Source organism: Prosthecodimorpha staleyi (assembly GCF_018729455.1).
In the GTDB taxonomy this organism is placed as follows: Bacteria; Pseudomonadota; Alphaproteobacteria; order Rhizobiales; family Ancalomicrobiaceae; genus Prosthecodimorpha; species Prosthecodimorpha staleyi.
The window spans coordinates 113,896-129,460 of sequence record NZ_JAHHZF010000003.1; the positions used below are offsets into that span (position 1 = coordinate 113,896).

The following is a 15,565-nucleotide window of genomic DNA, read 5'->3' on the forward strand; positions in this document are numbered from 1 at the left end:
CAGTCGGGATCAGGCCGCCGCGGCCTGCAGCATGGCTGCGGACAGGCGGCGGTAGAAGGCCTGCCAGGCGGCGGCGGTCTGCGGCGTGAAGGCGGGTCCGAAATGCCGCCCGAGCGCCCAGAGCAACGCCTCCTCGACCAGCGCATAGTCGGCGCTGCCGGCCCCGAGCGCGGCATGCTGACGCCCGAGCGCGGCAAGCTCCGCCTCGAGGATCGCCGGATTGTCGATCATCTGAACCGCAGCGTCGATCATGTCGGCAAACTTGCGGTTCTGCGCGCTCATGTCGTCGGGAAACACGGCCCGGATCCGCGGGGCGATCGCGAACAGGCGCATGTAGAAATTGTTCACGACCGGGATCGGATCGGGCCTGAGGCTCTCGAGGCTTGCCCGCACCAGGGCGGCGTCGTCACGGGTCACGGGGCGGTCTCCGGCTTTCCGCAGCGGCGTCTTGATAGAGGCTGCGACGACGGATCGCCAGCCCAAGCGTTGGGCAGTGCGCGCAGTTGTTTTAATCTTGAAATTTTGAAGACTGGAGTTAATCTGCCTTCACGAACGGCCGGCACGGGAGATGCGCGGGCTGTGAATTCGGATAATGTCCGCCGGGAGCCGCCCGGTCAGGCGGCAGTCATCCGTTTGGGAGAGCCAGACCATGAAACTGAAACTGGCGGCTACGGTCGCGCTCGGTGCCCTGCTCGCATCCGGCGGGGTTCTGCTCGGCACTTCCGCGGCCTCGGCCGACCCGGTCAAGATCGGGCTCGTCTCCACCCTGTCGGGCCCGTCGGCTGCGCTCGGCGTGCATATGCGCGACGGTTTCCAGCTCGCCGTCAAGGAACTCGGCGGCAAGCTCGGCGGCCAGCCGACCGAGGTCGTGGTGGTCGACGACGAGCTGAAGCCCGACGTGGCGGTGACCAAGGTCAAGGCGCTTCTGGAGCGCGACAAGGTCGACGTGGTCGCCGGCGTGGTCTTCTCCAACGTGATGATGGCCGTCGCCAAGCCGGTCTTCGACGCCGAAACCTTCCTGATCTCGGGCAATGCCGGCCCCTCGCCGCTCGCCGGCAAGGCATGCTCGCCCTTCTTCTTCTCGGCCTCCTATCAGAACGACCAGAACCACGAGGTCATGGGCAAGTTCGCCCAGGACAAGGGCTACAAGCGCGTCATCCTGATGACGCCGAACTACCAGGCCGGCAAGGATTCCATGGCCGGCTTCAAGCGCCACTTCAAGGGCGAGGTTGCCGACGAGATCTTCACCCAGCTCGGCCAGCTCGATTTCTCCGCCGAGCTCGCCAAGATCGCCGCCGCCAAGCCGGATGCGATCTTCACCTTCATGCCGGGCGGCATGGGCGTGAACCTCGTCAAGCAATATGCCCAGGCGGGCCTCGCCGGGCAGATCCCGTTCCTGTCGGCCTTCACCATCGACGAAACCACCCTGCCGGCGATCCAGGATGCCTCGATCGGCCTGTTCTCGGGTGCCGAGTGGGCACCGAGCCTCGACACGGCCGAGAACAAGGCCTTCGTGGCGGCCTACGAGAAGGAATATGGCGTGGTGCCGTCGCTCTACGCGGCGCAGGGCTATGAGGCCGCCAAGCTGATCGACGGCGCCTTGAAGGTGACCGGCGGCAAGGTCTCCGACAAGACCGCCTTCCGCAAGGCGCTGGCGGCCGCCTCCTTCAAGTCGATCCGCGGCGACTTCAAGTTCAACACCAACGGCTTCCCCATCCAGGACTTCTACGTCGTCAAGGCCGTGAAGCGCGCCGACGGCAAGTTCGCCACTGAGATCGTCGCCAAGGTGTTCGACGACGCCAAGGACGCCTATGCGGGCGACTGCCCGCTGAAGTGAGCGGCCGGGCCGGCAGGTCAGGCAGTCTCCCTCCGGGCGGGCGGTTGCCGGCCGCCCGGCTCCCGTCGGCCGCCCCGGCTGCTCTTGGGCGCCCCGGCTCCCGTCGGCCGCATTGAGGTTCAGCGGATGAACACCACCCTCCTCCTCGTCCAGACCCTGAACGGGCTGCAGCTCGGGGTGATTCTGTTCCTGGTCGCGGCCGGGCTGACGCTGGTCTTCGGCGTCATGGACTTCATCAACCTCGCCCACGGCGTTCAGTACATGCTGGGCGCCTATCTGACCGCGACCGCCATCGCCTGGACCGACCATTTCGGGCTCGGGCTGGCGCTCGGCATGCTGGCCACGCTGGCGGCCGGCTTCGTGCTGGAGATCCTGGTCTACCGGCATCTGACGGGCCGCGACCATCTGGAACAGGTGCTCGCCACCTTCGGGCTGATCCTGTTCATGACCGAAGGCGTCAAGATGGTGTTCGGCGCCTCGCCGATCGCCATGCGCACCCCGGAAATCCTGTCCGGCTCGGTGGTGCTGATGCCGGGCCTGCTCTATCCGGTCTGGCGCATCGCCATCATCGCCTCCGGGCTCGGCGTGGCGCTGCTGCTCTGGCTCCTGGTCGCGCGCACCCGGATCGGCATGCTGGTCCGCGCCGGCTCGACCCACGCGCCGATCGTCTCCGCCCTCGGCGTCGACATCGACCGCCTGTTCATGATCGTGTTCGCCTTCGGGGCGATGCTGGCCGGCTTCGCCGGCTCGATGGCCGCGCCGATCCTGTCGGTCGAACCGAACATGGGCGACGGCGTGCTGATCCTGGCCTTCGTGGTCATCGTCATCGGCGGCATTGGCTCGATCCGCGGCGCCTTCCTGGCCGCCCTGCTGGTTGGGCTGGTCGATACGCTCGGCCGGGCCTTCATGACCGACATCCTGAAACTGTTCTTCGCCAATTCCTCCGCCGCCAAGGCCGGGCCCGCGCTCGCCTCCATGCTGATCTACGTGGTCATGGCGCTGATCCTGTTCTTCCGGCCGCAGGGCCTGTTTCCGGCGGAGCGCCGCTGACCATGGCCACCGCGCCCGCCGCCAACGACAACACCCGCCCGAGCCGCCTCGGTCCGTTCCTGCGCTCGCCGGCCTTCGGGCTGGTGCTGGTCGCCCTGCTGGCGGCCGCGCCCGCGGCCGCCATCCTGCTCGGCCAGCCCTTCTGGCTGACCATGGCGACCCGCGTCGCCATCTTCGCGCTGGCCGCCCTGTCGCTCGCCTTCATCCTCGGCCAGGGTGGGCTGGTCAGCTTCGGCCATGCCGCGCCCTTCGGCATCGGCGCCTATGCGGTGCTGATCCTGGCCGATCTCGGCATCGCCGATGCGCTGGTCGCCTTTCCGGTCGCCTTTCTGGCGGGCGCGCTGTTCTCCGGCGTGACCGGCACGGTCGCGCTCAGAACCCGCGGCGTCTATTTCATCATGATCACGCTGGCGCTGGCCCAGATGGCCTTCTTCACCTTCACCAGCCTGTCGGCCTATGGCGGCGACGACGGCATGACGCTGTGGGCGCGCTCCACGGTCGCCGGGCAGAAGTGGCTGAAGAACGACCTCACCTTCGCCTATCTGGCGATCGGATTGCTGGCCCTGTTCTTGGTCCTCGGCAACCGGGTGCTGGCCTCCCGCTTCGGGCGCGTGTTCCGCGGCCTGAAGGAGAACGAGAGCCGGCTCGCCGCCCTCGGCTACGACGCCTATCCGGTCCGCCTGGTCGCCTATGCGCTGGCCGGCGGCGTCGCCGCGGTCGCAGGCGCGCTGCTCGCCAACCAGACCGAATTCGTCTCGCCGGCCTACATGGCCTGGCAGCGCTCGGGCGACCTGATCGTGATGGTCGTGCTCGGCGGGCTCGGTCCGCTGCATGGCGCCATCGTCGGCGCGGCCGTGGTGCTGGTCGTCGAGGAGACGCTGTCGCATCTGACCGAGCACTGGAAGATCATCTTCGGCCCGCTCCTGATCCTGATCGTGCTGCTGCGCGGTGGCCTGATCGCCCGTCTCCTGGGAGGGCGCCGTGGCTGACCCGATCCTCAAGCTCGACGATCTCTCCAAGAATTTCGGCGCCCTGCCGGTCACCCGCCATGTCTCGCTGGAGGTCATGCCAGGCGAGATCCATGCGGTGATCGGCCCGAACGGCGCCGGCAAGACGACGCTGATCAACCAGATCTCCGGCGTCCTGAAGCCCGACCGCGGCCGCGTCCTGTTCGCCGGCCAGGATGTGACCCGTCTCGGCGTCGCCGCCCGGGCGCGGCTCGGCCTTGCCCGCATCTTCCAGATCTCCAGCGTGGTCGCCGGCTTCTCGGCGCAGGAGAATGTCGCGCTCGCCGCCCAGGCCAAGGCCGGCTCCTCGTTCCGCTTCCTGAAGCCTGCCCGGGCCGACCGGGTGATCGAGGAGAAGGCCGCGGAAAGCCTCGCCGCCGTCGGCCTCGCCCGGCGCGCCGACGTGGCCGCCGCACTCCTCTCCCACGGCGAGAAGCGGGCGCTGGAACTGGCCATGGCGCTGGTTCAGGCGCCGCGGATCGTGCTGCTCGACGAGCCGATGGCCGGCACCGGCAAGGCCGAGACCGAGCGGCTGACCGAGTTGCTCGCCGGCCTGCGCGGCCGCCTGCCGATGCTCCTGATCGAGCACGACATGGCCACCGTCTTCGCGCTCGCCGACCGGATCACCGTGCTGGTCGAAGGCGCGGTCGCGGCGAGCGGGTCGCCGGAGGCCATCCGCAACGACCCGGTCGTGCGCCGGGCCTATCTCGGCGAGGATGCCCACGCATGACCGCCCCCCTCCTCCGCATCGAGGCCCTGGAAGCCGGCTACGGCGCCGCGCAGGTCCTGTTCGGCGTCACGCTCGACATCGAGGCCGGCTCGGTCACGACGCTGATCGGCCGCAACGGCATGGGCAAGACGACCACGATCCGCACCGTCTTCGGCCTGATCCGGCCCAAGGCCGGCCGCGTCCAGGTCGAGGGCCGCGACCTCGCAGGCGCGCCGCCCTACCGCATCGCCCAGGCCGGGCTCGGCTATGTGCCGGAAGGCCGCCACATCTTTCCGCGCCTCGGCGTTGAGGAAAACCTGGTCGCCACCGCCGCCGGCCGGCAGGGCCGCTCGGCCTGGACGCTGGAGCGGGTCTACCAGTTCTTCCCGCGCCTGAAGGAACGGCGCGCCAATCTCGGCACGCAGCTCTCCGGCGGCGAACAGCAGATGCTGGCGATCGGCCGCGCGCTGATGACCAATCCGAAGCTCTTGGTGCTCGACGAGGCGACCGAGGGCCTCGCCCCGGTGGTGCGCGCGGAGATCTGGCAGGCGCTCGAAGCCCTCAAGCGCGAAGGCCTCGCCATTCTGGTCGTCGACAAGAATCTCGAAGCCCTCGCCCGCCTCGCCGACCGCCACGCCATCCTGGAAAAGGGCGAGGTCGTCTGGACCGGCACCACCACCGACCTGAAGGCCCCCGGCGGCCCGATCGAACGCTACCTGGCCTTCTGACAGGTCGCCGGCGCGCCGGGCGACCCGGAACGCGCACGGCTCGCCCTCTGGGGGTGTGCTGCGAGATGGCGGTCCATCCCCAGATCCCGGGGGCCGCATTCAGATCTTTCTGCGCATCCCCGGACAAGGCCCGCAGGGCCGCCGATCCGGGGCCTACTCGCCTCGCAGCAGCATCAAGATCAGCAATCCGCACAAGAGTTTATCGCGAGTGGCGAGCAGAGTGGGTCCCGGCTCTCCGCTGCGCTCCGGCCGGGAAAGCGCTGCGAGATGGCGGCACGGTTCCCAGATCCCGGGGCGCGACCAGTTCCGCGACCGCACCCCGATCCCGCGGTCGCCCGCCGATCTCTCCGCGCATCCCCGGACAAGGCCCGAAGGGCCGCCGATCCGGGGCCTACTCGCCTCGCAGCGGCGTCAAGATCAGCAATCGGTACAATAGCTTATCGGATGTGGCCAGCAGAGTGGGTCCCGGCTCTCCGCTCCGCTCCGGCCGGGAATGCGCTGCGGGATGGCGACCGATTCCCAGATCCCAGGGCACGCCCAATTCCGAGGCCGCCCCCCGATCGCCCGGCCGCTTCCCGATCTCCCGACCGCATCCCCAATCCCGCGGCCGCATCCCCAATCCCGCGGCCGCATCCCCGGACAAGGCCCGAAGGGCCGCCGATCCGGGGCCTACTCGCCTCGCAGCGGCGTCAAGATCAGCAATCGGTACAATAGCTTATCGGATGTGGCCAGCAGAGTGGGTCCCGGCTCTCCGCTCCGCTCCGGCCGGGAATGCGCTGCGGGATGGTCGCCAATCCGTGAGACAGGGGCGCGGAGTCCGGAGCAGCTCCGGGTGGGTTCCGCTCTTTTGGATGGTATCCCGCATCCCCCGGTCCCGCGACCGCACCCCGACCTCGCGGCTGCATCCCCCCGGCATGGCCGCCCGCCGGTCCCTCCGCAATATTACGAATAATTAATCCGCTCGACAGGGCACGTTTAGGTCCGTTCGGCGATTGTCCAGTCCATCGACGGCGCGCATCTGCAGCCCGCCGTTCATCGAAACACTGGACGGAGCTCACCCCCATGACCCTCGAAGACGTGAAGAAGACCGGCAGTCTGATCGCGGCGCGGCGCAAGACGCTGCTGGCCGGCGTCCTGTCGCTCGGCCTCGTCGGCACACTGGCCGCCGAGAGCCTGTTCGTCGGGACGCCCACCGCCAAGGCGCAGACCGTGACGGCGCCGGGCGTGCCGCAGAACGGGCATGCGATCAACACCTTCTCGTTCGCCGACGTGGTCGACCGCGTCGCCCCCGCGGTCGTCTCGATCCGCGTCAAGGCCGACCAGCCGCGCCAGTTCATGGGCGACATCTTCCCGGACGTGCCGGAGGGCAGCCCGCTCGAGCGCTTCTTCCGCGAATGGCAGGATCGCGGCGGTCCGAACGGCGGCCCGGGCGAACGCGGCAACCGGCGCGGCGAAGGCCCGCGCGGCGGCGGCACCCAGGTCACCTCGCAGGGGTCGGGCTTCATCATCGCCCCGGAAGGCAAGATCGTCACCAACTTCCATGTCGTGAAGGGCGCCCGCGAGGTCACCGTGGTGACCACCGACGGCAGCGAGTATCGCGCCAAGGTGCTCGGCTCGGACGAGAAGACCGACGTGGCCCTCGTCCAGATCGACGAGAAGGGCAAGACCTTCCCGACCGTGCCCTTCGCCCGCAACGAAATCCGCGTCGGCGACTGGGTGCTGGCGGTCGGCAATCCGTTCGGCCTCGGCGGTTCGGTCACCGCCGGCATCATCTCGGCCCGTGGCCGCGAGATCGGCGCAGGCCCCTATGACGACTTCCTGCAGATCGACGCCCCGATCAATCGCGGCAATTCCGGCGGCCCGACCTTCAACCTCGCCGGCGAAGTGGTCGGCATGAACACGGCGATCTTCTCGCCCTCGGGCGGCTCGGTCGGTATCGGCTTCGCCATCCCCACCTCCACGGTCGAGCGGGTGATCGCCCAGCTGGAGAAGAACGGCCAGGTCGTCCGCGGCTGGCTCGGCGTGCAGATCCAGGGCATCAACCGCGACATCGCCGACAGCCTCGGCATGAAGCAGGCGCGCGGTGCGCTGGTTGCCGAACCGCAAACCGACAGCCCGGCCGCCAAGGCGGGCATCAAGTCCGGCGACGTGATCCTGGCCGTGGAGGGCAAGCCGGTGCGCAACCCGCGCGATCTCGCCCGTACCGTGGCCGGCTACGATCCGGGTTCGACCGTCCGCGTGACGCTGTTGCGCGCCGGCAAGGAACAGGACGTGTCGGTGGTGCTCGGCAAGCTGCCGAACGAGCAGCGGCGCGCGGATGCCGGTCGCAGCGGCGATGACGGCACCCCGAGTTCGACCTCGCTCGCCGATCTCGGCGTTATGGTGTCGCCGGCCTCCGAAGTCGGCCAGGGCGAACGCGGCGTGGCCGTCGTGCGCGTCGACCCGGCCGGCCCCGCGGCGAGCCGCGGCATCGAAGTCGGCGACCTGATCCTCGATATCCAGGGCACGCCGGTCGCCACCGCGCGCGATCTCGGCACCGCGATCAGCAAGGCCCGCGCCGACGGCCGCCGCAGCGTGCTCGCCCGCGTCGTCAAGAACGGCGAGACCCGCTTCGTGCCGCTGCCGCTCGCCTCGTCCTGATCCGCATCTCCCTCGGGGCCGCCGCACATCCTCCCCCGTGTGATGCGGCGGCCCAACCCGGAAGCCCATCCCCGCCCCACCCCGCGTGGGGTCGCCCCTCCCCGTGGGCCACCCCACCCAATGGGCTTCCGGCCGCGCCAGAGCGGCGTCCGACGCGCCTCCCCGCGCCGGGCGCCGCTCTCGGCGCTTCCATGCCCCATCGCGCGCCCGTCGCGGCTCGCACATGTCGGTCGGCCCGAGCCTGCCTCCGGCAGCTGCGACCTGACGACGGCGCCCCTCCGGCTGTATGATCGAGCCATGCGGATTCTCATCATCGAAGACGACCGCGAGGCGGCCCAATATCTTCTGAAGGCGCTTCGCGAAGCCGGCCACGTGCCGGACCACGCGGCCGACGGCGACGACGGCTGGCACATGGCGTCGGGCGGCGGCTACGACGTGCTGGTGGTCGACCGGATGCTGCCGAAGCGCGACGGCCTGTCGATCGTCGAGGCCCTGCGCGCCGAACACGACGAGACGCCGGTCCTGATCCTGTCCGCGCTCGGTCAGGTCGACGACCGGGTCAAGGGCCTGCGCGCCGGCGGCGACGACTATCTCGCCAAGCCCTATGCGTTCACCGAACTGCTGGCCCGGGTCGAGGCGCTCGGGCGGCGACGGCGGCCCGGCGAGGCGGAAACGACGCTCAGGGTCGGCGACCTGGTGCTCGATCGGCTGTCGCACTCCGTCACCCGCGCCGGCCAGGACGTGCCGTTGCAGCCACGCGAGTTCCGCCTGCTCGAATATCTGATGAAGCATGCCGGCCAGGTGGTCACCCGCACCATGCTACTGGAGAATGTCTGGGACTATCATTTCGATCCGCAGACCAACGTCATCGACGTGCACATGTCGCGACTGCGCGCCAAGGTCGACAAGGGACAGGAGCGTTCCCTGCTGCACACCGTGCGCGGCGCCGGCTACATGATCCGCGATTCCGCGCGCTGAGGACATAGCGTCATGGTCTCCGCCCTCGGCCGCTTCCTTCGGACGACCGCGTTCCGGCTGACCCTGGTCTATCTCGTCGTGTTCTCGATCGTGACCGTGTTCCTGATCGGCTACGTCACCCGGACCACGAACGAGTTGCTGACGCGCCAGTTGCGCGAGGCGATCGACCAGGAGGTCGCCGAGCTGGACGAACAGTATCAGGCCGGCGGGCTGCGGCGGCTTCTGACCGCCATCGACCAGAAGAGCCGGGCCCCCGGCGCCGGCCTCTACCTGCTGGCGGACTTCTCCGGCAATCCGGTCGTCGGCAACATCGCCGACATACCGCCCGCCATCCTGGACGATGCCGCGGAGACGGCGCACCCGATCCGCTACGCCCGCTTCGACGGCGACCGCAAGCAGAACCATGTCGCGCTGGTGCGCGTGCTGCAGTTCGACGGCGGGTTCCGGGCCCTGGTCGGCCGCGACATCGGCGAGCGGGACCGGTTTCGCGAACTGTTCGGGCGCTCGTTCCGGGTCGTGATGGGCGTCATGGTGGTGCTGGCGCTGGTCACCTGGTGGTTCGTGTCGCGCCGGGTGCTGCGCCGGATCGATCAGGTCTCGGCGACCTCGGCGCGCATCGTCGCCGGCGACCTGACGGACCGTCTGCCGGTGACCGGATCGGGCGACGAGTTCGACCGGCTGGCACTCGCGGTCAACGACATGCTCGGCCGCATCGACGACCTGATGAAAGGCTTGAAGGAGGTCTCCGACAACATCGCCCACGACCTCAAGACGCCGCTGACGCGCATGCGCAACCGCGTCGACGAGGCGCTCGGCGGCGAGCCCGATCCGGCCCGCTACCGCTCGGCGCTGGAGGCGACGATCGAGGAATCCGATGCGCTGATCCGGACCTTCAACGCACTTCTGATGATCGCGCGGGTCGAATCGGGCGGGCAGCCGGCCGAGACTGCCACGGTGGATCTCGCCGAGATCGCCCGCGAGGTCGCCGAATTCTACGAGCCGGTCGCCGAGGAGGACGGCGTGCGCATCGCGGTCGATGCCGATCTGGCGGCACCGGTCCTGGGCAGTCGCGAACTGATCGCTCAGGCGCTCGGCAACCTGATCGACAATGCCCTGAAATACGGCCGCGTCGAGGGTCGCGCCGCCGTCATCCGCGTCGCCGTCGCCCGCGACGGTGCGTTTGTGGTCGCAACCGTCGCCGACAACGGGACGGGCGTGGCGGAGAGCGACCGCGAGCGCGTCCTGTCGCGCTTCGTCCGACTGGAGGCGAGCCGCTCCAAGCCCGGGTCCGGGCTGGGACTGTCGCTGGTCGCCGCCGTGATGCGCCACCATCGCGGCAGCATGGTGCTCGGAGACGCCGGACCCGGCCTCAAGGTCGACCTGCGATTCCCTTCGAGCGAAGCGGCCGCGCCCCATAAGGGATAGCGCGCATATATCGTCAGCTTTCTGTCATTTTCCCTGGAAAACATCTATTAATTTTTAGATATCAGAAGGGATGCGCAAGCAATTGGCTCGAATTTCAGGGCATCCTAGCGCCGAACACTTAAACTCTTAATCGCATTCCGCTACGGTCCGCGGGCGCTTCCTCTGGAGCAACCGCGCATCGCGGGCACGCAGCCGCGTGGGCAAGCCGCTTCGGTATCAGGGAGATGGGGCGACCGGTCCGGGTTTTCGGCAACCGGGGCGCTTACGGAAGCGGGACGGGGGAAACCATGTGCGAGAATTGCAAGACCGGACTTGATCGTCGTTCCTTCCTGACGCTGGCCGGCATCGGCGCGGCGGCCGTCGCGACCGGACTGACCATGTCCGAGGCGCGCGCGGCGGGCGGACCGACCACGTCGCTGACCGCCGACCAGGCGCTCGCCAAGCTGAAGGAAGGCAACGAGCGCTACGTCGCCAATGCGCAGCTTTGCGCCGCCGACCTGACCCATCAGCGCGAGCATGTCTCGCACGGCCAGGCGCCGTGGGCGACCATCATCTCCTGCGCCGACAGCCGCGTGCCGCCGGAACTGCTGTTCGGCGGCCTCGGCCTCGGCGAACTGTTCGTCTGCCGCAACGCCGGCAACCTGGTCGATCTCGATGTGCTCGGCACGATCGAATATGGCGCGGCCGTGCTCGGTTCGCCGCTGATCGTGGTGATGGGTCATTCCAGCTGCGGCGCCGTCGCCGCCGCCTGCGACGTGGTCGCCAAGAACGCCACCTATCCCGGCTCGATCGGCCAGATGATCGAGCCGATCGTGCCCGCGGCGCTCGCCGTCAAGGACAAGGGCGGCGACTTCGTCGACGCCACCGTCCGCGAGAGCGCCAAGCGCTCCGCCGCCCGCCTGCCCTCGCGCAGCCCGGTCGTCTCCGACCTGGTCGCCAAGGGCAAGGTCAAGGTCGTCGCGGCCCGCTACGACCTCGCATCGGGCAAGGTCGAATTCCTGGCCTGATCGGCTTATCCGCAAGATCAGACGGCCCGTTCCGGTACGCCGGACCGGGCCGTTTGCGTTTCGTGGGCCCCCCCGACTTGACCGCGCCGCGGCGCCGGTCCCACATCGGCCTCCAACCGACCCGCAGGGCGGGAACAAGAAGACGGGGGAGCCGCATGTCGAAGTCCGGATCGGCGGGCGCCAGGAGCGTGACGGACCGCCGGCTGATCGCGCGGATTGCGACGGTCTTCGCCCCGGATTCCAAAAAGGCCGGCAAGCTGGCCCTCGACCGGGTGCGCAGCCGCGCAGCCGACGAGCCGGAGGGAGCCGCCCTCGCGACCCTGCTCGAGGCCGACGCGCGCGTCGGGACCTTCCTGACCGGCGTCTTCGGCTCCTCGCCCTATCTGACGGATCTCGCCGCGCGCGATCCGGGCCGTCTCGCCCGCATCCTGACCGCCGAGCCGGAGCGGCTGATCGACGATCTGGTCGCCGCGGCCCGCACGGCACGGGCCGAGGACGAGGCCGCCCTGATGGCCCGTCTGCGCCATCTGAAACAGGAGACGGCCCTCGCCCTGGCGCTCGCCGACCTGGCCGGTGCGCTGCCGACACTGGCGGTCACCGAGGGGCTGACCCGCTTCGCCGACGCCTGCCTGTCGGCTGCGGTCGACCATGCCCTGCGCGAGGCGGCCGGCCGCGGCAAGATCGCGCTGATCGATGCGGACGAGCCGGCGCGCGGGTCCGGCCTGATCCTGCTCGCCATGGGCAAGCAGGGCGCCTATGAGCTCAACTATTCCTCCGATGTCGACCTGATCGTCTTCTTCGACCACGCCCGCGTGCGCGACCGGCTGGCCGATCCGGACGAGGCCGTCGACCTCTTCGTGCGCATCACCAAGCGCATGGTCAGGATCATGCAGGAGCGCACCGCCGACGGTTACGTGTTCCGCGTCGACCTGCGCCTGCGGCCGGATCCGGGCGCGACGCCGATCGCCATGTCGGTCGATGCCGCCCTGCAATATTACGAGAGCATGGGGCAGAACTGGGAGCGCGCGGCCCTGATCAAGGCCCGCCCCTGTGCCGGCGACATCGCGGCCGGCGAGGCCTTCCTCAACGAGATCCGCCCCTATATCTGGCGCAAGTATTTCGACTATGCCGCGATCGCCGACGTCCATTCGATCAAGCGGCAGATCCACGCGCATCGCGGCCATGGCGACATCGCCGTGGAGGGCCACAACGTCAAGCTCGGCCGCGGCGGCATCCGCGAAATCGAGTTCTTCGTGCAGACCCAGCAGTTGATCGCCGGCGGCCGCAATCCGCGCCTGCGCGGGCGCGCAACCCTGGCCATGCTCGACGAACTGGTCGACCTCGGCTGGATCGGTGCCCGCGTGCGCGACGAGCTGGCCGAGGCCTATCTGTTCCTGCGCGCGGTCGAGCACCGCATCCAGATGGTCGCCGACGAGCAGACCCACACCCTGCCGGAGACGGCGGAGGGTGTCGGCCGCATCGCCCGGATGATGGGCTTCCGCAATCGCGCCGACTTCGCCACAGCCCTCCGGCAGCGGCTCGCCACCGTGCAGGGCCACTACGCGCATCTGTTCGAAAGCGCGCCCGAGCTCTCCTCAGGCCGCGGCAATCTCGTCTTCACCGGCGACGACGACGATCCCGGCACGATCGAGACCCTGTCGCGGCTCGGCTATGCCCGCCCGGCGGACGTGACCGCCGCCATCCGGGCCTGGCATTTCGGGCGCTATGCCGCGACACGCTCCACCGTCGCGCGCGAGCGGCTGACCGAACTGACGCCGGCCCTGGTCGAGGCGCTGGCCGCCACCGCCAATGCCGATGCGGCTTTCCTGGCCTTCGACCGCTTCGTGGCGCGCCTGCCGGCCGGCATCCAGATCTTCTCGATCCTGGTGTCCAATCCGCGCCTGCTGTCGTTGTTCGCCGTCATCATGGGGTCGGCACCGAAGCTCGCCGAAACCCTGTCGCGACGCCCGCGCGTCATCGACGCCGTCCTCGAGCCGGCCTTCTTCGACGTGGTACCGCACGAGGCGGAACTGAAGCGCCGGCTCGAACAGTCCTTCGCCGAGGCCGCGTCCTACGAGGATCTGCTCGACCGCGCGCGCATTTTCGCCCAGGAGCAGATGTTCCTGATCGGCGTGCGCATCCTGACCGGCACCCTGTCGATCGGTCAGGCCGGCGTCGCCTATGCGACCCTGGCGGGGCTTCTGGTCGCCGCGGTGCTCGGCCATGTCGAGACCGAGATGGCCCGCGTGCACGGGCGCATCGCAGGCGGTTCGGCGGCGGTGGTCGCCATGGGCAAGCTCGGCGGGCGCGAGATGACGGCCGCCTCCGATCTCGACCTGATCCTGGTCTACGACTTCGCGGCCGATGCCGACATGTCGGACGGCCCGAAACCCCTGATGGCCGGACAATATTATGCCCGTCTGACCCAGCGCCTGATCGCCGCCCTGTCGGCCCCGACCGCCGAAGGGGCCATCTACGCGGTCGATTTCCGCCTGCGTCCATCCGGCAACAAGGGGCCGGTGGCGACCAGCCTCGCCGCCTTCCGCGACTACCAGGCCCGCGAGGCCTGGACCTGGGAGCGGATGGCGCTGACCCGCGCCCGGGTGGTGGCGGGCCCGCCGGCCTTCGCCGCCGTGGTCGAAGACGCCATCCGCGAGGCCCTCGCCCGCCCGCTCGACCCGGACAGGCTGCGCGCCGACGTGGCCGAGATGCGCGGTCTGATCGAGGCGGACAAGGGCACGCGCGACATCTGGGACATCAAGCAACATGCCGGCGGCCTGGTCGATCTCGAATTCATCGCCCAGTATCTGATGCTGCGCCACGGCCCGGCCGAGCCGGCGCTGTTTGCGACCAACACGGCGGTCGCGCTGGAGCGCCTGGCCGCCCGGGGCCATCTCGCGCCCGGCGATGCCGAGGTGCTGCAATCGGCCCTGCGGCTCTATCAGGCGCTCACGCAATGGCTGCGGCTCGCCCAGGACGGCGCCTTCGATCCGAAGACGGCACCGGGCGGCCTCGTCGACCTGATCGCGCGCGCCGGAGAGGCGCCCGACCTGCGCGTGCTCGCCGCGCGCCTGCAGGACAGCGAGGCGGCGGTTCGCGGCTGCTTCGAACGCATCATCGGCCGCCCGCGCGCATGACCGGGCGGCGGGCAGCCGGCCGCACCGCGGACAGGCCCACGACCGAATCGCCCGCCGCTGATCCGGCCGGCACGCGGATCATCCGCGCCTGGCATCGCGCCAGCGCGGCCACCGCAGGGCTCGCCGGATCGCCGCCACCCAGACCGGCGCGGCGGCCTCTTCGTCGAGATGGTGGTCGAGCGGGTCGCGCGCCCGGAAGCGGTCGGCCACCAGACCGGTCGTCGGATCGGTCCAGGCGGCGGTCAGATCCAGGAAATCGATGCCGCGCAGGCGGCATCCCTCCGCGACGGCCTGATTGAAACGCCGCGTCAGCTCGGTTCGTTCGCGCAAGGTGGCGGTGATGTCCCGGCGCAGGATCGAATGCGCACGGTGGTGGTCGCTCCCCTCCACGGTCGGCAGGGGCGCGGCCAGGACCAGGATCCTGCGGTATCCGGCGGCGAGCACCTCGTCCAGGAAGGACAGATAGACGGTGACCGAGCGGACCAGTTCGTCGGCGGGATCGGTGCCGGCCGCAGCCGAGCGCAGCCAGACGACCGAACTGCAGTCGACCTCGCCGAGCAGGAAGACCGGCACCACGCGCGGCGCCGGCGGCAACAGCACCTCCAGGTATTTCTGTCGGGCCCCCGTGGCCGAGCGCGGATTGCCGAGACCGCGCGCCGTCGCACCGGCGACCAGGACGCAGCGCGCGTGCCGCGTGCCGAACAGTCCCGCCTTGTAGCCCTTCCAAATAGGAGCCAGATGGCTGTCGCCGCAGAACAGAAGCGAGGTCTGCAGCGGAAGGAACCACCGCGCCAGTGCCCGTTTCCAGCCCCCCCGCAGACCGGGTCTCCAACGCCGGCGCGCCGCCTTGCCGAGGGCCTTCCGACCGCCTTCCGGCTCCTCCACTTGACCTGCGGCTTCAGCCGCCATCGCTTGCTCCGTCATTTTCCGAATCGTAGGTTTACGCAAAGGTGCAGGTGCCTCCTGTTCCGAATGATACTTCAAAAGCGGTTTGCCAGAAAACGCCAGTTACCAAATTAACGAACCGTAATATTGCAGAGAGCAGCT

The 15,565-nt window shown here is 69.4% G+C and carries 12 protein-coding genes; 10 read left to right on the plus strand and 2 right to left on the minus strand.

Annotated elements, in window-relative coordinates; translation table 11 throughout:
- Positions 1–9 precede the first annotated feature (9 nt).
- The gene (locus KL771_RS06460; protein WP_261967733.1) at positions 10–417 is read right to left on the minus strand and encodes a globin domain-containing protein; all 408 of its coding nucleotides are present in this window, start codon (positions 415–417) and stop codon (positions 10–12) included.
- Between the two features lie 232 nt (positions 418–649).
- Here KL771_RS06460 and KL771_RS06465 point away from each other — a divergent pair, with 232 nt between their 5' ends.
- The 10 genes from KL771_RS06465 (at position 650) to KL771_RS06510 (ending at position 14,518) form a co-directional block, all read left to right on the plus strand.
- Positions 650–1,837, plus strand: coding sequence for an ABC transporter substrate-binding protein (locus KL771_RS06465; RefSeq protein WP_261967734.1), 1,188 nt, complete (start codon positions 650–652; stop codon positions 1,835–1,837).
- Positions 1,838–1,963: 126 nt separating this feature from the next.
- Complete coding sequence (locus KL771_RS06470; RefSeq protein WP_261967735.1) at positions 1,964–2,887, plus strand: branched-chain amino acid ABC transporter permease; 924 nt, start codon at positions 1,964–1,966, stop codon at positions 2,885–2,887.
- Between the two features lie 2 nt (positions 2,888–2,889).
- Positions 2,890–3,876 (plus strand): branched-chain amino acid ABC transporter permease, encoded by a 987-nt coding sequence (locus KL771_RS06475; protein WP_261967736.1) that lies wholly within the window; start codon positions 2,890–2,892, stop codon positions 3,874–3,876.
- Positions 3,869–4,624, plus strand: a complete 756-nt coding sequence (locus KL771_RS06480) for an ABC transporter ATP-binding protein (RefSeq protein WP_261967737.1) — start codon at positions 3,869–3,871, stop codon at positions 4,622–4,624. The genes KL771_RS06475 and KL771_RS06480 overlap by 8 nt, the downstream gene beginning before the upstream one ends.
- Positions 4,621–5,331, plus strand: a complete 711-nt coding sequence (locus tag KL771_RS06485) for an ABC transporter ATP-binding protein (RefSeq protein ID WP_261967738.1) — start codon at positions 4,621–4,623, stop codon at positions 5,329–5,331. The genes KL771_RS06480 and KL771_RS06485 overlap by 4 nt, the downstream gene beginning before the upstream one ends.
- A gap of 1,062 nt (positions 5,332–6,393) precedes the next feature.
- Entirely contained in the window at positions 6,394–7,971 is a 1,578-nt protein-coding gene (locus KL771_RS06490) for a Do family serine endopeptidase (protein WP_261967739.1), read from the plus strand.
- Between the two features lie 297 nt (positions 7,972–8,268).
- Positions 8,269–8,949, plus strand: a complete 681-nt coding sequence (locus KL771_RS06495; RefSeq protein ID WP_261967740.1) for a response regulator transcription factor — start codon at positions 8,269–8,271, stop codon at positions 8,947–8,949.
- Between the two features lie 12 nt (positions 8,950–8,961).
- A complete protein-coding gene (locus KL771_RS06500) occupies positions 8,962–10,374 on the plus strand; it encodes a sensor histidine kinase (protein ID WP_261967741.1) in 1,413 nt (470 codons plus the stop codon).
- Between the two features lie 287 nt (positions 10,375–10,661).
- Positions 10,662–11,381 (plus strand): carbonic anhydrase, encoded by a 720-nt coding sequence (locus KL771_RS06505; protein ID WP_261967742.1) that lies wholly within the window; start codon positions 10,662–10,664, stop codon positions 11,379–11,381.
- A gap of 155 nt (positions 11,382–11,536) precedes the next feature.
- Positions 11,537–14,518, plus strand: coding sequence for a bifunctional [glutamine synthetase] adenylyltransferase/[glutamine synthetase]-adenylyl-L-tyrosine phosphorylase (locus KL771_RS06510; RefSeq protein WP_261967743.1), 2,982 nt, complete (start codon positions 11,537–11,539; stop codon positions 14,516–14,518).
- 78 nt (positions 14,519–14,596) lie between these two features.
- Here the strand turns inward: KL771_RS06510 and KL771_RS06515 are convergent, their stop codons facing one another.
- Positions 14,597–15,427, minus strand: a complete 831-nt coding sequence (locus KL771_RS06515) for a hypothetical protein (protein WP_261967744.1) — start codon at positions 15,425–15,427, stop codon at positions 14,597–14,599.
- Positions 15,428–15,565: the final 138 nt, after the last annotated feature.